Origin of the sequence: Streptomyces sp. NPDC093260, from assembly GCF_040683715.1 — a bacterium.
Lineage (GTDB): Bacteria > Actinomycetota > Actinomycetes > Streptomycetales > Streptomycetaceae > Streptomyces > Streptomyces sennicomposti.
The window spans coordinates 20921-40885 of sequence record NZ_JBFBEK010000027.1 but is presented as its reverse complement, the minus strand read 5'-3'; the positions used below and the strand labels follow the sequence as shown (position 1 = coordinate 40885).

The following is a 19965-nucleotide window of genomic DNA, read 5'->3' as shown; positions in this document are numbered from 1 at the left end:
CCGTCGACATTTACTAGGACGTCCTAGTAAATTCGAGGGTATGGACGCTGACGCCATCGAAGAGGGCCGCCGCCGCTGGCAGGCCCGGTACGACGCCGCGCGCAAGCGCGACGCAGACTTCACGACTCTCTCCGGCGATCCCGTCGATCCCGTCTACGGCCCCCGCCCCGGGGACGCCTACGAGGGCTTCGAGCGGATCGGCTGGCCGGGGGAGTACCCCTTCACGCGCGGCCTGTACCCGACCGGCTACCGGGGGCGGACGTGGACCATCCGGCAGTTCGCCGGATTCGGCAACGCCGAGCAGACCAACGAGCGCTACAAGATGATCCTCGGCAACGGCGGCGGCGGCCTCTCCGTCGCCTTCGACATGCCGACGCTGATGGGCCGCGACTCCGACGACCCGCGCTCCCTGGGCGAGGTCGGCCACTGCGGCGTCGCCATCGACTCCGCGGCCGACATGGAGGTCCTGTTCAAGGACATCCCGCTCGGCGACGTCACCACCTCGATGACGATCAGCGGTCCCGCCGTGCCCGTCTTCTGCATGTACCTGGTCGCCGCCGAGCGCCAGGGCGTGGACCCCGGCGTCCTCAACGGCACGCTCCAGACGGACATCTTCAAGGAGTACATCGCGCAGAAGGAGTGGCTCTTCCAGCCCGAGCCGCACCTGCGCCTCATCGGCGACCTGATGGAGCACTGCGCCGCCCGCATCCCGGCGTACAAGCCGCTGTCCGTCTCCGGGTACCACATCCGCGAGGCCGGGGCCACGGCGGCGCAGGAGCTGGCGTACACCCTCGCGGACGGCTTCGGATACGTGGAGCTGGGGCTCAGCCGCGGTCTCGACGTGGACGTCTTCGCGCCCGGGCTGTCCTTCTTCTTCGACGCGCACGTCGACTTCTTCGAGGAGATCGCCAAGTTCCGCGCCGCGCGCCGGATCTGGGCCCGCTGGATGCGGGACGTGTACGGCGCGAAGTCCGAGAAGGCGCAGTGGCTGCGTTTCCACACGCAGACCGCCGGAGTCTCGCTCACCGCGCAGCAGCCGTACAACAACGTCGTGCGGACGGCCGTGGAGGCGCTCGCGGCGGTGCTCGGCGGCACCAACTCGCTGCACACCAACGCCCTCGACGAGACCCTCGCGCTCCCCAGCGAGCAGGCCGCGGAGATCGCGCTGCGCACGCAGCAGGTGCTGATGGAGGAGACCGGGGTCGCGAACGTGGCCGATCCGCTGGGCGGTTCCTGGTACGTCGAGCAGCTGACCGACCGGATCGAGGCGGACGCGGAGAAGATCTTCGAGCAGATAAGGGAACGCGGGCTGCGGGCTCACCCGGACGGGCGTCACCCGGTCGGGCCGATCACGTCCGGGATTCTGCGGGGGATCGAGGACGGGTGGTTCACGGGGGAGATCGCGGAGTCGGCGTTCCGGTACCAGCAGGCGCTGGAGAAGGGCGACAAGCGGGTCGTCGGGGTCAACGCGCACACCGGGTCGGTGACGGGGGATCTGGAGATCCTGCGGGTGAGTCACGAGGTGGAGCGGGAGCAGGTGCGAGTGCTCGCCTCGCGGAAGGCGCAGCGCGACGAGGGGGCGGTGCGGGCGTCGTTGGACGCGATGCTCGCGGCGGCTCGTGACGGGTCGAACATGATCGAGCCGATGCTGGAGGCCGTGCGGGCGGAGGCGACGCTCGGGGAGATCTGCGGGGTGCTGCGGGAGGAGTGGGGGGTGTACACGGAGCCCGCCGGGTTCTAGGCCGTCTCGTCCCCCCTCCGGGCACCCTGCGGTTCCCTTGGGGTCGCCCCGGAGATCTTCGAGCGGGGCATCCGCGAGCTTCCTCTGGGACGCGGTCCTGCGGGTTTCCTCCGGGCCGCTCCCGGGGCTTCCGCCAGGGTGCCCTGCGGGTTGCCGCCGGATGCCCCGCGCGGTCTCTCCTAAGGGGCGCCCCAGAGGGTTTCCTCCAGGTCGCCCCGTGGTCTCCGCGGGCAGGCCGCGGGTCGCGCCGGCGCACCCTTCGGCCGGGCGGCCCGGCCTGATCCGGACGGCGGCCCCGCCCGAGCCCGTCAGCCGCGTGGCACCGCGCCGTGCCGCGCCGAGCTGCGCTGCACCGTGCCGCGCCGAGCTGCGCTGCGCGAGAGTTTCCCCGGTGCATCCGCACAGCCGACCGCCCTGCCCGCTCGTCGGCCAGTCGCCCCCCGGCGAGGACGCCGCCGCCTGCCTTCGCCGGCGGTGACGTCGTCCGTCACCGGTCACGGAGCCCGTGCGAACGCCCCTCCGGCATCCGGGAGGGGCACGGCTCCGGGCGCCCGGCGCGGCCCGCGGCCCGCCGTGATCGCAGCGGACGCTCATGGCCCGTCCTCGGGCTCCGCCGTCGCCGACTCGCCACAGGCGGCCGCTCGCCCACGGCGGTGCCGGGCGGAAGTCGCCCTCGCGGTCCCCCTTCCCACGCGCGTCTCCCGCGGACGAGGTCACTTGGCCGGGATGCTCCCGGTGAGATCTCGAGGGGGTAACTCTTGCGGGAATTCTGTGATCATTTTGCCTGCTGTTGGATGGATCTTGCTCCCTTCGCGAAGATCATTTGGGCTTCCGATGGTGAACCCGCACGTGAGATCGTCGTTCGGGCGCACGCGCCGCCAGTTGTGATGGCGACCTGACGGCGCGTCATGTGGCCCACACAGTCGGGCGGTCGTCCGTTCCTGGGATGAGGGTGACGGCGCGGCGCCGTCCCCCTGGGCGGTGGCGACCGCCGTCAGTTCTGTCATGTCCATGAATGGACGCTGTCGTCACCTCCGAAGAGTTGGACAGACCACATGTCATGGACAGCGGACGTCGGCAGACGCCGGCGCCGAAGAAGACGAACCCTGGAGAGGGCAACGGCCGGGACGGCCTTCGCCGCCGCAGCGGCCGTCCTCACCAGCCTCCTGAGCGTTGTTCCCGCCGCCGCCGACACGCAGGAGGAGGATCAGCCGAGCCTGTTCCGCAACCCCGTGGGTGCGACCGTGCGCGAGGACCGCTGCCTCGCTGGCGTGGCGCTGCACGCGGGCGGCGCCAAGATGAAGGCCAAGGCCGTCGAGGGCCTGTCCGGCACCGCCGACCAGTTGCGTGCCGTCGTCGGTGACGTCGGCTGGATCGGCCTGGGACCGCTGGGACAGGCGAGCGACGAGGACCATGAGGCCGCCCTTGACTACCGGGACGAACTCGCGGCCCGCAACTCGTCCCTGGAAGAGGGCAACAAGCCCTACGCCTCCAACGCGTTCTACAGCGACGAGATGGACTGGCACATCCCGGAGTTCGACGCGGACGTGCTCCAGTTCACCCTGTCCACGCAGGAGAAGCTCGCCTGGAGGCTCGGCTGGGACGGGCACAGCAACGCCGGCCCCGAGGCGGTGGCCCGGGCCCGGGAGATCACCGAGGAGAACGAGGGCAAGAACGCCACAAACGATTTCGTCGCCGCCTGGTCCTTCGAGGACGACGACGTCTACGACACCGAGTACGCGGGCGGCACCACGGCCGCCGACATCGCCGCCTACCTGCGGTACGGCGGGTTCCCGACCCAGGCGCCCGCCGAGGGCAGCGCCGCGTACCGGATCATGGTCGAGGACCTGAAGAAGGCCTGGTCCGAGTGCAGTTGGCAGAACCCGCTGGACGGCACCCGAGCCCTCAACGGCCCGGTCGCGACCGCGCGGGCGGAGTGGGAGCAGGAGTACGCCGGCCAGGCCGCCCAGCGCAACGAGATCATCCAGGCGGAAGCCGACGCGGCGGCCCACACCCGCGCGGCCACCGACGACATGGTCCAGGCCATCCAGCAGGCCTGGCGCGCCGACCAGATCCTCACCTGGCGCAAGGTGGTCGCCGAGGAACTCGCCGACGACCCCGAGTCCCTGTTCAAGCCCGCACCGGAACTGTACGAGCAGGCCGACGCCGACCTGGCCGCCGCCCGGGCCGAGGTGGACCGGCTGGCGCAGTCGGCCGGCAGTCACGCCGCTCAGGCCTCCCAGGCCTCCGAGCGGGCCGTGACCGCGCAGCAGGAGGCGTGGGCCATCGCCGACGCCGCCGACGTGCCGCGTGGTCGGGCGCTGATGTACGCCCAGCAGTCGGTCCAGGTGACCCGTGCCTCGGCCGCGGCCGCGCAGGCGGCGGCCGAGGCCACGGCCACGGCCCGCGACGCCACCGACGCGACGGTCGGCGACAGCCGTACGCTGCTGTCGCGGGCGGAGACCGAGACCCACGCCCTCAACACCGAGTTCCGCCGGGTCGCCGCACAGGAGGCGGCCGCTCAGGCGAAGGCCGCCGCCGACAGCGCGGAGAGCAACGCGCAGGCCGCACAGAAGGACGCGGCCGCCGCCCGGTCCGCCGAGTCGACGGCGAAGGCGAAGCAGGAGACGGCCCGGCAGCAGGCCGCCACCGCGCAGACCCAGCGGGTCGCGGCCGAGATGGAGTACGCCACCGCCACCGCGGCACGCGCCGAGGCCGCAGGCGAGCGCGCCAAAGCGGCCGAGGCCGAGACGCGCGCCGGGACCCAGAGGACCACCGCGAACACGGCGAAGGAAACCGCAGCCACGGCCGCGGACGACGCCGCGCAGAAGAGGAAGACGGCCGACGAGAAGGCCGCGGCAGCCCAGGCGGCTCGCGAGAAGGCGGTTGCCGCCGAACGCGGCCGGCAGGCGGCCGCGGCCCGCGCCGCCGCCCTGGAAGCCGCCGCTGCAGCAGCCGCCGGCACAGCCAGCGCGCAAGAGACGCGGCAGGCCGCCGACCAGGCGCAGCAGGCCTCCGGCAAGGCCGCCGAGGCGGCCGCCACCGCCCGCTCCGCCGCCGATGCCGCCACCGCCGCCGCGGTGTCGGCCCGTACGGCGGCGACCAAGGCGGAGGGCGCCGCCGCCCGGGCGCAGGCCGACGCCGGCTCCGCCTGGTCCGCCTACCTGGCCTCGACGAGCGCGGCCGCCACCGCGCGAGCCACGGCGGCCACGGCGCTGGACAAGGCGCAGGACGCGGCACTCCGGGCCCGGAACGCTGCGGCCGCCTCCGACCACGCCGCCACGCTGGCCAAGCGAGCCGGTGACGAGGCCGCGTCCGCCGTGGTCGAGGCCGCGAAGGCCGTGGAGTCCGCCGGCGTCACCGCCGGCCGCGCGTACGCCGTGGGCCAGGCCGCGCTGGCCGCCCGTGACAGCGCGGCGAAGGCGGTGGCCGCGGCCACCGACGCCGTCGCGCTCGGGACGCCATATCAGGAGACCGACGGCGCCGCGGCCTTCGCCGTGCTGACCGGCCAGTCCGCCAAGACGCTGGCCGAGCAGCAGGCCGCCGCCGCCGCAGCCAAGGCCGCCGAGGCCCAGCGGGCCGCGGCCGACGCCGAGCGGCTGGCCGAGCAGGCGGAGGGTGACAAGAAGCTGGCCGCGCAGGCGGCGGCCCAGGCCGCGGCCGACTCGGTCCGGGCCACCGCGGCGGTGACCCGCGCCCAGACTGCGGCCCAGTCCGCGGCCGAGGCCGGGGAGGGAGCCAAGCAGGCGGCTGACTCGGCCGCCGACCAGGCCCGGCAGGCGGGCGACGACGCGCTGAGCGCGCAGCAGACCGCCGATGACGCCGACTCCGTCGCCGGGGCGGCCGACCGGGAAGCCACCGATGCGGAACGGGACGCCCTCAAGGCCGGCGAGAGCGCCGGGCGAGCCGAGAAGGACGCGGCCGAGGCGCACCAGAAGGCCGGCCAGGCGGAACAGGATGCCAAGCGGGCCGAGGACCGCGCCTCCGACGCACAGACCGACAGCACGGCGGCCGAGGAGGCTGCCGAACAGGCCGAGCAGAAGCAGCGGGAACGCAACGAGGAGGAGCACAAGAAGGCGCTCCAGGAGGGTAACTACCCGATCCCGGGCGGGCCTTCCTCCTGGCCGGAGCTGACCGACCAGCAGGAGGGCATCCTGCTGGCCAAGTGCGGCCGGAGCTGCGTGGACGACTACCGGGTGGCCTACGCCGCCGTCTCGGTCGACATCCTCGAGTGGACCGCGGCCAACGGCGGGCAGATCCTGCTCGACCAGCTCGGCGTGGCCGCCGTCAAGAAGTGCCTCACCGCCGCCGACGTGGACGGCTGCCTCTGGGCACTGGTCGATCTCCCCGCCTCCGTCGCGATCGTGGGCCGCGTTCCGGCGCTCGCCGCGGCGATCGAGCAGGTGAGCACCGGCATCCGGCAGGTGTTCACGGACGCGGACGACGCGCTGCGCAAGCTGAACGAACTGACCGCGCTGATCGGCGAGGTCCGCAGCACGCCTCGCAGGGACCGGTGCGTCGCCGGCGTCGCGCTGCACGCGGGCGGCCCGGAGATGAAGGCCGAGGCCATCGAGGCGCTGTCCGGCACCGACGCCGAACTGCGCGAGAGCGTCGGCGACATCGGCTGGATCGGCCTCGAACCACTGGGCCAGGCGCGTAGCCGTGACAGGCAGGCCGCCTTCGACTACCGGGACCGGCTGAAGGCCCGTGAGACCGCGCTGGAGGACGCGAACAAGCCGTACGCGCAGTCGGCGTTCTTCAGCGACGACATGGACTGGCACGTGCCGGCGTTCGACCAGGACGTGCTCCAGTTCACGCTGTTCACACAGGAGCAGATATCCAGCCGCCTGGGCTGGGACGGACACAGCAACGCCAGCGCCGACTCCATCGCCCGCGCCCGGCAGATCACCGAGGAAAACCGCGGCAAGGACTCCTGGTACGACTGGGCCGCCGACCAGATGCTGAAGGACGGCGAGGTCGGCAACACCCACTACTCGGGCGGCACCACCGCCAGCGACGTCGCGTCGTACCTGCGGCACGGCGGCTTCCTCACCGAGGCCCCGGCGGAGGGCTCGCCGGAGTTCCGCGTCGAGGTGGAGAACCTCAAGCAGGCCTGGGCCACGTGCGACCACCAGGAGCCCGAGGACCCGCGCAACAAGCTGGCCGCGGTGACCGCGCAGGCATACACCGAATGGGAGGCGGAGTACGCCGGCCAGGCCGCTCCCCGCGCCGTGATCATGCAGGCGGAGGCGGACGCGTCGGCCGAGACCCGCGCGGCCACCGACGACATGATCGAGGCCATCGGACAGGCCTGGCGCGCGGAGCAGATCCTGACCTGGCAGCGCGTCTGGCACGACACGCTGGCCGCGAACCCGGACGACATCTTCAAACCCGGCCAGGCTCTGTACGACAAGGCCAAGGCGGACCTCGCCACGGCCCGGGGCAAGGTCTCCGCGCTGACGGCGTCGGCCAAGGCCCACTCCGCGGCGGCGGCCGCCGCCGCGCAGCGCGCGGTGGACGCCCAGGAGGACGCCTGGGCGATCGCGGACGCGGCCGAGGTGCCACGCGGCCGGGGACTGATGTACGCCCAGCAGTCGGTGCAGGTCGCCCGCGCCTCCAGCGCGGCGGCGCAAGCGGCGGCGAAGGCCACCGAGACCACGCTCGAGGCGGCCACCGCCACGGTCGAGGACTCCAAGGCCCTGCTGGCCCTGGCCCAGACCGAGGCGCACGCCCTGGACACCGAGTTCCAGCGCATCGCCGCCGAGGAAGCCGCCCACCAAGCGAAGGTCGCGGCCGATTCGGCCGACGCGCTGGCCGCGTCCGCCGCGCGGCACGCCGCCAACGCCAAGAGCGCGGCAGCGACCGCCGCCCAGGCGGAGGCGGAGGCCAAGTCCGCCGCCGCCACCGCACAGGCCGAGCGGGCGAATGCCGAACGGGCCCGGGCGGAAGCGGTGGCCCAGAAGGCCGTCGCGGAGAGCGAGCGGGCCAAGGCACACGAGGCCGAGCAGCGGGCCCAGACCGAGCGCGGCAACGCCGCGGCGGCCGAGAGCGCCGCGGCGGCCGCGGCGGACACCGCGGCCGACAAACGCAAGACGGCGGAGCGGGCCGAGGCCGATGCCCGCACCGCCCGCAACAAGGCCTACGACGCCGAGCAGGCGCAGAAGGCCATGGAGGCACGGGCGGCTGCCCTGGAGGCCGCCGCCGCGGCGGCCGAGGGCACGGACGCCGCCGGAGCGGCGCGGGCCGCCGCCGACGAGGCATGGGCGGCGGCGGACACGGCGCAGGCCGCGGCCATCGCGGCCCACAACGCCGCGGACGAGGCGACCACGGCGGCGAGCAACGCCCGGGCCGCCGCCACCCGCGCCGAGTCCGCAGCGGCTCGCGCCACGGCATCGTCCGAGGCCGCTTGGGACGCCTGGTGGGTCGCCTTCGCGGCCGCGCAGACGGCGCACGCGGCCGCGGCGGAGGCCATCGACGAGGCGGAGGCCGCCGCCGGGGACGCGACGAAGGCGCAGCAGCAGGCCGCCGTCGCAGAGGCCGCGTCGGCCCAGGCCCAGACGCGCGCACGGGCCGCCCGGGCCTCCGCCACGGCCACCGCGGAGTCGGCGGCCGTCACGGCGGGCCACGCCCTGGCGGCGGGCAACGCCGCCGCGGCGGCACGGGACGCCGCGACGGCGGTCGTCCGGCCGGCCGACGAGGCCATCGCGCTGGGCACTCCCTATCAGGAGACGGACGTCTCCGCCGCCTTCGCGGTCCTCACCGGCCAGATCTCCAAGCCGATCGCCGAGCAGCAGGCGTCGGCCGCGGCGGCGAAGGCCGCCGAGGCCGAGGCGGCGGCGACGAAGGCGCAAGCGCTCGCCGACGGCGCCGCGGCCGACGCCCGGGCGGCCACCCAGGCGGCGGCCGATGCGGCGGCGGACACGGTACGGGCCCAGAAGGCTGCTCAGCGCGCGCTCGCCTCCGCCGGCGAGGCACACCAGTACGCCGAGCAGGCGAAGAAGTCCGACGCCGCGGCCGACCAGTACGCGACGGCAGCGGGCGAGGACGCGGTCTACTCCACCTTCGCCGCCAACGAGGCCCAGTCCGCCGCGTACGCCGCGGACGCGGCCGCCGACGAGGCGGAGAAGGACGCGGCGAGCGCCCGGACCGCAGCGGCGGAGGCGGACGGCTCAGCGCAGCGTGCGCACTCCGACGCCGTGCGGGCCGACAAGGACGCGTCGGCCGCCGAGACGGCCGCCGAGCACGCGCAGGAGTACGCGGACGAGGCGGCCTCCGCCGCGGACCGCACCGAACGCGCGTCGGCCAATCAGCAGGTGATGGACGGCTCGGTCGCCGGGCTGGGCGGCACGTTCTACGTCATGGACGAGGACACCCTGAAGGTGACCGACGTCCAGCAGGACAAGCCCTGTGAACTCCCACCGGGCTTCGGTACGAGCTGCACCGTGACGTTCACGTACACGCTCGACGTCACGGTCGACTACTACCTCTGCACGAACCCGGACGTTCCCGCCACCGAGTCGGGGTGTCCCGCGTCGGACACCTTGTTCCTGTACTCGCAACCGTTCAAGGGCCTGGAGAAGGACGTCACCCAGACCTTCACCCAGGCGGACATCCTCAAGGGGCTGCTGAAGACCTACCTGGAGATCGGCAAGCAGATCCTCGTCCAGGACTTCATCGACTGCAGGCACGGAAGCCTCAGCGGCTGCGCCTGGGCGGCGTCCAACTTCATCCCCGGCAAGGCCTTCGAGAAGATCGTCGAGGGTATCCGGGCGCTGGACGCCGCGATGCAGACGGGGGTCGGGGTCCGGGACGCGTACACCGCGCTGAAGGGCCTGGACAAGATCGATCCGGCGACCCTGGCGAAGCTCGAGGAGACGGTCGACGCCTTCGAGGACTTCGCCACGGCCTGCCCCGTGAAGCCGAAGGCCGCGCTCTCCCTCAGGATGGCGTCGACGTCGGTGTCGGCGACCGCGGCCGGCTGCTGGGCCGACCTCACCGGTCCGGGCGAGTGGAAGGCCGAGAACGAGAACATGTCCGCGGCCGCGCTGGCCTACCAGATGCGGGTCACCGGCACACCCAAGGGAATGGTGTACCGGCTCACCGCGGACACGAAGTCCGGGTGGGTGAAGTTCGACGGCTTCAAGGACGGGAAGCTGCTCGACGCGAAGAACGGATACCTCGGGTTCATCGACAAGAAGACCGGCAAGTTCTACACCTGGTGGAAGGCTGGACTCGATGAGGCCAAGCGGCAGGACAAGGCATTCCAGCGGCACGGCATCCCGATCGTCTGGCACTGTTCCGAGGCCGCCGTCGTTCCCTTGTTCAAGGAAATGCTGAAGAAGGAGGGCATCACGAGCATTACCGTCGTCTACACGCCGTAACAGGTAAATGCTGGACAGGGGGAATGGTGATCGCCGCCCGGAGCGGAGGCGATCGCCGTTCCCGTCCGGCGCACGAGAAAGTTGGAAGAGCGCATATGGGATACGGACTCTCCCTGCACCGGTTCGCCGACGGCGAGGCGGAAACGCTCGACGGGCCGGCGACCAGGGAAGTGCTGGAGCCGCACGTCGTGAACGGGGACTGGGACGCGGGGGAACTGCTGGTCCGGGCAGCCGACGGCGGCGAGGCGGAGGTGAACGTGAGCGCCGACGGCGTCAGCGTCGACCGCTTCCCGCCCGGCGGATTCCTGGACATCGTCGCCGAACTGGCCAACCGCCTGGGCGCGGCCGTCCTCCTTCCGGACGGGGTCCTGGTGAGCGGTGAGGAACGGCGCGCGGACCTGCCGGAGGGACTGCGGGACTCGGCCGTGGTCATCGAGATGACGGGGCCGGGTCTGGAGCGGGCGATCGGCGACCACTGAGGCTCCGCACCGCGGTGCGGCCCCGATCCGGGCCGCACCGCGGTGCGCACCTCCGGCGGTTCCCGCGTACCGCCTTCAGAGCTGCTCGAGCTGGGCCTCGACGACCGGCTGCGGGATGCGGGAGTTCTTCTCGTCCAGCATGTTGACCCCGTAGAAGGCGGCGATGAGGCCACCCTTGCGCACCACCGTGAACGTCATGGGCATCGACTGCTTGCCGACGACGTTCGTCAGGCGGTAGACCACCGCCTCGTCCCCCAGGTCGGGCTCGTCCAGCTGCTTCACGGACTGGTAGGTCAGGCCCAGGGTCTTGAAGCCCTTCGGGCACTTCTTCAGGGCGGTGTGCAGGTCCTTCATCACCCGCTCGGCGTTCTTCTTGGAGTGCGAGGCCAGCCACATGGAGCCCACGGTGGCGTTCTTGGCCTCGGTCGGTTCCAGCGAGCGGTGCACGAGACTCACGGGCTCGATGCTGGTGGTGCCGCCCGCCAGGCTGGCCAAGGGCTGGCACTCGGCGGGGTCCGCCTTCATGCCCAGGCCCGCTTTCACCTCGCTCTCGGGGACCTCTTTCCACTGGAATCCGTTGCTCTTGCCGTTCAATGCGGCCCGGCGCAGTTCCGCCGGGGGTACCGCGCCGATCCGCTCAGCCTCGACGGTGGCTTTCTTCTCGCTGTCGGACGTGGGCGAGGCGGTGGGTGCGGGACTCTTCCGCGCGGCATCGTCGTCTTTGTCCGTACTGCAGGCGGACGCCAGTGCGACGAGAGGAAGAGCGAGCACGGCGGAAATGGTTCTTCGAGATATCACGGGATGTCCCTGAGTATCGGTACGGGCCTCACACGAGCGGAATGATCTTACGGGATCGCTTCGGCGGGCGGCCGTTCTGCGAGGCGCGGGAATTCCGTCCGCATGCCTCTTTCGCGCCGGTGCACCGCGGCTCAGACGTGGGCCAGCCCGTCGAGCAGGAGCCGAGCCAGGCTCCCGATCCACTTCTCGTCCGCCGGCTGCGCGCTGACCAGGGTGCGGTGGACCACCGCGCCGGCCACCACGTCGAAGATCAGGTCGACCGTGCGGGCCGCTGCGGCGGGGTCCTCCTCCGGGGGGAGTTCGCCGCGGGCCTGGGCACGGGCGCGGCCCTCCAGGACCAGCCGCTTCTGCCGCTCCACGATCGAGGCGCGGATGCGCTCCCGCAGCGCGTCGTCGCGGGTCGACTCGGCGACGACCGCCATCAGGCCGCTGCGCGCCTCCGGGCGGGCCAGGATCGCCGCGAACTGCAGGACCACGCCCTCGATGTCGGCGGCCAGGCTGCCGCGGTCGGGCACCCGGAGCTCGTCGAACAGCTCGGCCACCGCGTCCACGACCAGCTCGTTCTTGCCCGCCCAACGGCGGTACAGCGTGGTCTTGGCGACCCCGGCGCGCATGGCCACGTCCCCGAGGGTGAGCTTGGACCAGCCCAGTTCCACCAGGGCCGCCCGGGTGGCGGCCAGGATCGCCGCGTCCGCGGTCGCGCTGCGCGGGCGGCCGGCGCGGGCGGCGGGCGACGGGGTGCGACTGTGCATGTCCCGACCATAACCGGCGGATTCCGTGCGGTCGTGAGGGAGATCACCGGGAATCCGTTTCGCGGAGGCACTCGGTGCCATTACGCTACGGGTCGTAGCGAAAGCGTGGGCATCGCCCCGCGCCGAGCGACGACCACACGCAGACCAGCACGCCACAGCACCGCAGTACCGGAGCAGCACAGCACTACGGCGCAGTACCACCGCGGTCCGCCGCCGGCCGCACAGGCCGCACGCGGCGACCGCCGGGCCGCACCGCCGATCCGGCCGGGCCCGGGGGCGACAACAGCAGAAGCGAGACGCCGGTTCCGCATCCGGCGTCCGGTGGGGACCGGACGCCCGTACGGTCGGGCTTTCGAGCGGTTTTCACTTCGACACGTGGAACGGGGAGGATAGACGCATGCAGCCACGGAACATGTCCATGAGCGGAGTCGTCGACCTCGCCGCGGTGAAGGCGGCCCAGGAGGCCAAGGCGAAGGCGGAGCAGGCGCGCGCCCAAGCGGCGCGGGAGGGCGGAACCGGCGCCGTCTCCCCGGCCGATCTCGTCATCGACGTCGACGAAGCCGGCTTCGAACGCGATGTCCTGCAGCGCTCCGCAGAGGTACCGGTCGTCATCGACTTCTGGGCCGAGTGGTGCCAGCCCTGCAAGCAGCTGAGCCCGGTGCTGGAGCGGCTGGCCGTCGAGTACAACGGGCGCTTCCTCCTCGCCAAGATCGACGTCGACGCCAACCAGCTGCTGATGCAGCAGTTCGGGGTCCAGGGGATCCCCGCGGTGTTCGCGGTCGTCGCCGGCCAGGCCCTGCCGCTGTTCCAGGGCGCGGCGGGCGAGGCGCAGATCCGCCAGACGCTTGACCAGCTGGTGCAGGTCGCCGAGCAGCGGTTCGGGCTGACCGGTCTGGTCGTCGATCCGGAGGCGGAGCCGGGCGGCCAGGCGCCCGCGCAGCCCCAGGAGGGCCCGTACGACGCCCTGCTGAACGCGGCGGCGCAGGCGCTGGACGCCGGTGACATGGCCGGCGCGGTCCAGGCGTACAAGAACGTGCTGGCCGACGACCCGGCGCACCCCGAGGCGAAACTGGGTCTGGCGCAGGCCGAGTTGCTCCAGCGCGTGCAGGGCCTCGACCCGCAGAAGGTCCGTCAGGAGGCCGCCGAGCGGCCGGCCGACGTGCCGGCGCAGATCGCCGCCGCCGACCTGGATCTGGTGGGCGGTCATGTGGAGGACGCCTTCGGCCGGCTCATCGACACCGTGCGGCGCACCGCCGGTGAGGACCGGGACGCGGCGCGGCTGAGACTGCTGGAGCTGTTCGAGGTCGTCGGGGCCGACGACCCGCGGGTGGCGGGGGCACGCCGGGCACTGGCCCGAGCCCTGTTCTGACCCCGGTCAGGGGCACCGCGCCGAGCGGCCGCCGCGGGGCGGGGCGTGTGGTGTCCGGGTGAAAGATCTGCCGCCGCGTCGTCACAGCGGCCGCGCTTTGCCAAAACTTGGCAAACGCGGCCGCTGTTACTGCGAGTAAGTCGGGGGTAGGTTCCTGCCCTCTTTCGTCCAGGGATCAATAGTTTTGCCCTGGCCTATGTTGCAACCGTGTGTCGCCGTCCGGGACCGGTGAGTCGTACCCCGGTTATCGGGCCGTTACTAGCGAGTAACGAACCCCCTTGTGCGGGCGGCGAGAATGCACCACGATCGGCGACGCTCGGTCCATTCCCCGTATCCCCGGCAGCCGGCCGGGTCACGGGCCTTCTGGGTCCCCACCGGGCAGGGCCGACGGCAGTGGCGCCGGCCCTTGGGCAGGGGGGTCTTCGCCGCTCGGTGAAGCCTGTCCAGCAAGGTTGTGCGTGATGCGTGTCAGGCGCGACCAGTGGTTGTCGCTCGGGGGTGATCGCCGGTGATTCGGGCGCGGTTCGCGCCGCCGAGCGCGGGCGCTCTCCTTCCCGAGGACGTAGCACTTCTCCCATCCCTGCCCGGCCGAGCCGCCGAACCCGGGGCGAGCCGAGGCCAGGAGATGTACGTCCGAGAAGGAGGAACAATATGGAGTCCCAGGTGCGTGGCGGGACCAGATGGAAGCGGTTCGCTGTGGTCATGGTGCCCAGCGTCGCCGCGACGGCAGCGATAGGCGTCGCCCTCGCACAGGGTGCGCTCGCCGCGTCGTTCAGCGTGTCGGGCCAGGAGTTCAAGGTCACGGCCGACGAACTCAACGGCACGAAGTTCACGCAGTACGGGGCGATCGACTCCGGTTACACGCTCACGGGTGAGCAGGTCCACCACGAGGTCGCGGTCTCGTCGTTCGAAAAGGCGACGATCAAGAACCTGTGCCAGTCGGTCGTCACGCCGAACCTGCCGTTCGTCGGCACGATCACGCTGAAACTGACGGCGGGCAAGAGCGACCAGGAGAGCGGGCAGGTCTCGGCCGGCAAGCTCTACATGGACGTCTCCGACCTGAACACCACCGGATACGCCCAGTTCGGCAACATCGACATCGGTGTGGCCGCCGGGGACACGGGCAAGCCCGACGTCGGTGGCAAGGGCATCGGCATGAAGGGCGGCAAGGAGCTGGCGAACCCGTACGGCTTCGCCCAGCAGGCCGACACCGCCAAGCTGGTCGGCGTGCAGTCGACGGCGTGGGCGACCACCGCCGGCACCTTCACGCTCCCGAAGCTGCACATGTCGCTCAAGCGGGGCAGCGGCAAGGACATCGAGTGCTACTGAGCACCCGGTGACGGGCGGGGGAGGCATTGCGCCGCCCCCGCCCCCGCCCCTTGCGAGCCGCGTCCGGGCAACCCCCCACATCACCACCGCACCACAACCACAGCAACGCCGCACCAGGGAGCTGTTTTCCATGAGCGCCGAGACTCCTGCCGCACCCGGCCAGTTCACCCGCCGGAGGCTGCAGTTCCGCGCCTGGCGGGGCACCCGGCCGTTCTGGGCCGGCCTGTTCGTCTTGCTCGGTGGCTTTCCGATCATGTACTTCCCGTACGCGCATCTGCAGCTCGGCCACCTGACGCTCGCCATGTCCACCACGGCGGGCGCCGGCTCCCTGATCATCGGCGTGCTGCTGGTCGTCCTGGGCATCAGCCTCTGGTTCCAGAAGCACATCCGGGTCTTCGCGGGCGTCGCGTCGATCCTGCTGGCGCTGGTGTCCATCCCCGTGTCCAACTTCGGCGGTTTCCTCCTGGGCTTCCTCTTGGCCCTCATCGGCGGGGCGATGGCCGTGTCGTGGGCGCCGGGCGCGCCGCCCGCGCCGCAGGACCCCGAGACGGCCGGACCGGCGGCGGGCGGCGAGCCCGGGACCGTCGGCGACCCGGCGGCGGACACGGTGCGCGAGGGCGGTACCTCCCAGAGCGTAGAGGCGCTGGGGGCGAACGACCTGTCAGGAACGAGCCCTGCCAACGGGGCGAACGGGAGGCACAGTGCCGGCTGACGAGGTGACCCGGGGGGCTGATCCCGAGGAGGCCCGGGCGAGAACCGGGCCGCGCCACGCGGCGCCCAAGAAGCCGCTGTTCACCAGGTTCCACATGCCGGCCGGCAAGGCGATGGCCATGGCGGCGATGCCGACGGCGGTCATCGTGGGCATGGGCTTCACGGCCTCGCTGGCCGTGGCCGACAACAACAAGGTCGCGGCGTCGTCCACCGAGACGATGAAGGCCGAGGACTACCAGGCCTGTGTGGAGGCGCTGAAGGAGGAGAAGGACAAGTCCTCCCAGTCGCCCTCGCCGACCGCCTCCGCGAGCGCGTCCGAGTCGGCGAAGGAGAGCACTCCCTCTCCGTCGGCCACCTCCACCGGTTCGGGGCAGGAGTCCTCGCCGGACGAGGCGGACCAGGGCACGGCGGGCCAGGACAAGGCGGCCTCGGGCACGTCGTCGTCGGACAAGGCGGCCTCGGGCACGTCCTCTTCGTCGGATTCAGGTTCCGACGACAAGGGCGGCACGGCGGCCTCCGGCTCCGGGGGCGGCGCGGCGAGCGCCACGCCGAGCCCGTCGGCGAGCGACGAGAAGAGCGGCGGTCTGCTGGGCGCCATCGGTGACGCGATCGGCGACACGGTCGACGGCATCGGGAACGTCCTGACCGGCGGCGGGCCGGGTGCGGGCGCCGCCTCTTCACCGAGCGCGTCGCCCACCCCGTCCGCCTCCGCCTCGCCGTCGGCGAGCACGGGAAAGAGCGGTTCGGGCACGGGCGGCTCCGCCGACTCCGGCGGCAAGAGCGCGGCCGACACCGTCAAGGACACCGCGGACAAGGCCGCCGGCACGGTGAAGGACACCGTCGAGGGCGTGACCGACACGGCGTCCAAGGCGGCCGAGGACGCGAAGAAGAAGGCCCAGGACGCGAAGGAGAAGGCTGAGGAGGCCACCTCCTCGCCGAGCCCCAGCCCCTCCGCGAGCGCTTCGGTGGACCCGAAGGACTGTCCGGCGGCCACCGACGCCGAGGGCGGCGTCGACAACAAGATCCCGCTGCCGGACGACCCCTGGTACCTGGACGCCAGCTCGCTGACGCTCAAGGGCGCCCACTACAAGGGCATCGTGGAGGTCCGCACGGCCAACGGCACCGTCAAGAAGGTGCTGAAGTACGTCATCTCGGCCGGCACCGACATCGGCGACCTGCACCAGACGGTGAAGGACAAGCTGTCGGGCAAGACGTACCACGTGCAGGCGGCCAAGGGCTCCACGTCCACCATCACCGACGGTGACACGGTGATGTACACCGAGAGCATCTCCGGCAACCTGCTCGGGCTGATCCCGATCACGTTCAGTCCGGACAGCCCGCCGCCGCTGGACATCCCGCTGATCTACTTCACCAAGGTGAAGGTGGTGCAGGCCGGCCAGTTCGGCGGGACGCTGAAGGTGCCCGGACTGCACCAGTACACGACCGACGGCGTCTGAGCCGCCGGCCGTCCGAAAGCCCGTCCGGGAGCCGCGGAAAGACCGAGGGCGCCCTCCGCGCAGTGCGGAGGGCGCCCTCGGCCGTCGTCCGCGGGACGCGGGCCTCGGGGGCCCGCTCGTCGGCCGACGGCGGGCCCTGCCGTCAGTCGCGGCCGTTGCCGCCCAGGTGCAGGACGCGGACCATGTTGGTGGTGCCGGGGACGCCGGGCGGGGAGCCGGCGGTGATCACCACGACGTCGCCCTCGTTGAACCGCTTGAGCTTGATCAGCTCCTGGTCGACCAGGTCGACCATCTCGTCGGTGCTGTTGACGAACGGCACGACGTGCGGCTCCACGCCCCAGCTGAGCGCCAGCTGGTTGCGGGTGGCCTCGTCGGTGGTGAAGGCCAGGATCGGCTGGGTCGCGCGGTAGCGGGACAGCCGGCGGGCGGTGTCGCCGGACTGGGTGAAGGCCACCAGGCCCTTGCCGCCCAGGAAGTCGGCGATCTCGGCGGCGGCACGGGCCACCGAACCGCCCTGCGTACGCGGCTTCTTGCCCGGGACCAGCGGCTGCAGGCCCTTGGACAGCAGCTCCTCCTCGGCCGCCGTGACGATCTTCGACATCGTCTTGACGGTCTCGATCGGGTAGGCGCCCACGCTGGACTCGGCGGACAGCATCACCGCGTCCGCGCCGTCCAGGATCGCGTTGGCCACGTCGGAGGCCTCGGCGCGGGTCGGCCGGGAGTTGGTGATCATCGACTCCATCATCTGGGTCGCCACGATCACCGGCTTGGCGTTGCGCCGGCACAGCTCGATCAGGCGCTTCTGCACCATCGGGACCCGCTCCAGCGGGTACTCGACCGCGAGGTCGCCGCGGGCCACCATCACACCGTCGAACGCCATCACGACGTCCTGCATGTTCTCCACCGCCTGCGGCTTCTCCACCTTGGCGATGACGGGGACCCGGCGGCCCTCCTCGTCCATGACGCGGTGCACGTCGGCGACGTCCTTGGCGTCCCGGACGAAGGACAGCGCGACGATGTCGCAGCCCATGCGCAGCGCGAAGCGCAGGTCCTCGATGTCCTTCTCGGACAGCGCGGGCACGTTCACCGCGGTGCCGGGCAGGTTGATGCCCTTGTGGTCGGAGACCACACCGCCCTCGATGACGATCGTCCGGACCCGCGCGCCCTCGACGTCCAGGACCTTCAGCTCGACGTTGCCGTCGTTGATGAGGATCTGGTCGCCGCGCGAGACGTCGCCCGGCAGCCCCTTGTACGTCGTGCCGCAGATGTGCTTGTCGCCGGGGACGTCCTCGGTGGTGATGGTGAACTCGTCACCCCGCTCCAGCTCCACCGGGCCCTCGGCGAAGGTCTCCAGCCGGATCTTCGGGCCCTGCAGGTCGGCGAGGACGGCGATGGCCCGGCCGGTCTCCTTGGCGGCGGCCCGGACGCGGTCGTACCGCCCCTGGTGCTCGGCGTGCGTGCCGTGGCTGAAGTTGAAGCGGGCCACGTTCATGCCGGCCTCGATCAGCGCGACGAGCTGCTCGTGGGAGTCGACCGCGGGGCCGAGAGTACAGACGATTTTCGAACGGCGCATGGGGCGATCCTATCGGTTTGTTTCGCTGCGGAATATTCCGTCTGGCGGAAGATACAAATGGGCGCGTTCCCGCTCAGGCGAGTACCGGAATTCCGCGGAAGTTACTCTGCGGTTTTCTCCGGCGCTTCTCCACCGCTTCCCGGCCGGCGTTCCCCGGCGCGCCCTCACTCGTCCTTTCCGACCAGTGCGTAGGTCTGGCTGGCGATCTCCATTTCCTCGTCCGTCGGCACCACGGCCACCGCCACCCGCGCGCCCTCGGGCGAGATCAGCCGCGCCTGATCGCCCCGTACGGCGTTGCGGGCGCCGTCCACCGCCAGGCCGAGCCCCTCCAGGCCGGCCACGGCGGCCGCCCGGACGAAGTCCGCGTTCTCGCCGACCCCGGCCGTGAAGGCGACCGCGTCCACCGTGCCGAGTACCGCGTAATAGGCGCCGATGTACTTCTTCAGGCGGTGGATGTAGATCTCGAAGGCGAGCCGCGCCTGCTCGTCGCCCTCGTCCATCCGGCGCCGTATCTCCCGCATGTCGTTGTCGCCGCACAGACCGAACAGACCGCTCCTCTTGTTGAGGAGAGTGTCGATCTCGTCCATGGACATTCCGCCGACACGCTGCAAATGGAAGATGACGGCCGGGTCGACATCGCCGGAACGCGTTCCCATCACCAGCCCCTCCAGCGGGGTGAGCCCCATGGAGGTGTCCACGCACCGGCCGCCGCGCACCGCCGCGGCGGAGGCCCCGTTGCCCAGGTGCAGCACGATCACGTTGACGTCCTCGGGCGCCCTGCCGAGCAGCTGAGCGGTGGCGCGCGAGACGTAGGCGTGCGAGGTGCCGTGGAAGCCGTAGCGGCGCACCCGGTAGCGGTCGGCGATCTTCGTCTCGATGGCGTAGCGGGCCGCCGGCTCCGGCATCGTGGTGTGGAAGGCGGTGTCGAAGACGGCCACCTGCGGCAGGTCGGGGCGCAGGGCCATGGCGGTGCGGATGCCGGTGAGATTGGCGGGGTTGTGCAGCGGTGCGACCGGGACCAGCCGCTCGATCTCGGTGAGCACGCCGTCGTCGATGACGGTCGGCTCGGTGAAGAACATGCCGCCGTGCACCACCCGGTGGCCGATCGCGGACAGGTCGGGTGAGTCCAGGCCGAGGCCGTCCTTGGCCAGTTCCTCGGCGACGGCCTTGAGGGCGGCGTCGTGGTCGGCGATCGGGCCGTTCTGCTCGCGGGTGTCGCCGGAGGTGACGCGGGTGTGCCTGAGGCGGGAGGTCTGCTCGCCGATCCGCTCGACCAGGCCGACGGCGAGCCGGCTCGCGTCGCGCATGTCGAGCAGCTGGTACTTCAGCGACGAGGAGCCGGAGTTGAGGACGAGGACGCGGGTCGCGGTCACGG

Annotated in this window: 11 protein-coding genes; 7 read left to right on the top strand and 4 right to left on the bottom strand. The window is 72.0% G+C overall.

What is annotated here, in order from left to right; genetic code table 11:
- Positions 1-40: 40 nt before the first annotated feature.
- The 3 genes from AB0N63_RS28110 to AB0N63_RS28100 all read left to right on the top strand — a co-directional run bounded on the left by AB0N63_RS28110 (position 41) and on the right by AB0N63_RS28100 (position 10601).
- Entirely contained in the window at positions 41-1741 is a 1701-nt protein-coding gene (locus AB0N63_RS28110; RefSeq protein WP_365532975.1) for a methylmalonyl-CoA mutase family protein, read from the top strand.
- 1055 nt (positions 1742-2796) lie between these two features.
- Positions 2797-10122, top strand: coding sequence for a Tox-REase-5 domain-containing protein (locus AB0N63_RS28105; protein ID WP_365532972.1), 7326 nt, complete (start codon positions 2797-2799; stop codon positions 10120-10122).
- Between the two features lie 95 nt (positions 10123-10217).
- A complete protein-coding gene (locus tag AB0N63_RS28100) occupies positions 10218-10601 on the top strand; it encodes a hypothetical protein (RefSeq protein WP_365532970.1) in 384 nt (127 codons plus the stop codon).
- A 75-nt stretch (positions 10602-10676) separates the two neighbouring features.
- Here the strand turns inward: AB0N63_RS28100 and AB0N63_RS28095 are convergent, their stop codons facing one another.
- Complete coding sequence (locus AB0N63_RS28095) at positions 10677-11372, bottom strand: hypothetical protein (RefSeq protein ID WP_365532967.1); 696 nt, start codon at positions 11370-11372, stop codon at positions 10677-10679.
- Between the two features lie 158 nt (positions 11373-11530).
- Complete coding sequence (locus AB0N63_RS28090) at positions 11531-12151, bottom strand: TetR/AcrR family transcriptional regulator C-terminal ligand-binding domain-containing protein (RefSeq protein WP_365532965.1); 621 nt, start codon at positions 12149-12151, stop codon at positions 11531-11533.
- Positions 12152-12548: 397 nt separating this feature from the next.
- On the opposite strand from AB0N63_RS28090, the gene AB0N63_RS28085 reads away from it, so the two are divergent.
- The 4 genes from AB0N63_RS28085 (at position 12549) to AB0N63_RS28070 (ending at position 17017) form a co-directional block, all read left to right on the top strand.
- A complete protein-coding gene (locus AB0N63_RS28085) occupies positions 12549-13520 on the top strand; it encodes a tetratricopeptide repeat protein (RefSeq protein WP_365532963.1) in 972 nt (323 codons plus the stop codon).
- A 651-nt stretch (positions 13521-14171) separates the two neighbouring features.
- Positions 14172-14849 (top strand): DUF6230 family protein, encoded by a 678-nt coding sequence (locus AB0N63_RS28080; protein WP_365532961.1) that lies wholly within the window; start codon positions 14172-14174, stop codon positions 14847-14849.
- 130 nt (positions 14850-14979) lie between these two features.
- Complete coding sequence (locus tag AB0N63_RS28075) at positions 14980-15561, top strand: DUF6114 domain-containing protein (protein ID WP_365532958.1); 582 nt, start codon at positions 14980-14982, stop codon at positions 15559-15561.
- A complete protein-coding gene (locus tag AB0N63_RS28070; RefSeq protein ID WP_365532955.1) occupies positions 15551-17017 on the top strand; it encodes a hypothetical protein in 1467 nt (488 codons plus the stop codon). The genes AB0N63_RS28075 and AB0N63_RS28070 overlap by 11 nt, the downstream gene beginning before the upstream one ends.
- Before the next feature lie 142 nt (positions 17018-17159).
- On the opposite strand, the gene pyk is transcribed toward AB0N63_RS28070, so the two are convergent.
- Both pyk and AB0N63_RS28060 read right to left on the bottom strand, forming a co-directional pair.
- On the bottom strand, positions 17160-18590 hold the full coding sequence (gene pyk, locus AB0N63_RS28065; protein ID WP_365532953.1) for a pyruvate kinase: 1431 nt from the start codon (positions 18588-18590) through the stop codon (positions 17160-17162).
- A 164-nt stretch (positions 18591-18754) separates the two neighbouring features.
- Positions 18755-19963: an acetate kinase gene (locus tag AB0N63_RS28060; protein ID WP_365532950.1), complete on the bottom strand. Its 1209-nt coding sequence runs from the start codon at positions 19961-19963 to the stop codon at positions 18755-18757.
- Positions 19964-19965: the final 2 nt, after the last annotated feature.

What these genes read in the sequence shown, in the direction of transcription:
- AB0N63_RS28080 (WP_365532961.1), top strand. Translation starts at nt 14,172, where the DNA reads ATGGAGTCCCAGGTGCGTGGCGGGACCAGATGGAAGCGGTTCGCTGTG.
- AB0N63_RS28075 (WP_365532958.1), top strand. Translation starts at nt 14,980, where the DNA reads ATGAGCGCCGAGACTCCTGCCGCACCCGGCCAGTTCACCCGCCGGAGG.
- pyk (WP_365532953.1), bottom strand. Translation starts at nt 18,590, where the DNA reads ATGCGCCGTTCGAAAATCGTCTGTACTCTCGGCCCCGCGGTCGACTCC.
- AB0N63_RS28105 (WP_365532972.1), top strand. Translation starts at nt 2,797, where the DNA reads ATGTCATGGACAGCGGACGTCGGCAGACGCCGGCGCCGAAGAAGACGA.
- AB0N63_RS28085 (WP_365532963.1), top strand. Translation starts at nt 12,549, where the DNA reads ATGCAGCCACGGAACATGTCCATGAGCGGAGTCGTCGACCTCGCCGCG.
- AB0N63_RS28110 (WP_365532975.1), top strand. Translation starts at nt 41, where the DNA reads ATGGACGCTGACGCCATCGAAGAGGGCCGCCGCCGCTGGCAGGCCCGG.
- AB0N63_RS28090 (WP_365532965.1), bottom strand. Translation starts at nt 12,151, where the DNA reads ATGCACAGTCGCACCCCGTCGCCCGCCGCCCGCGCCGGCCGCCCGCGC.
- AB0N63_RS28100 (WP_365532970.1), top strand. Translation starts at nt 10,218, where the DNA reads ATGGGATACGGACTCTCCCTGCACCGGTTCGCCGACGGCGAGGCGGAA.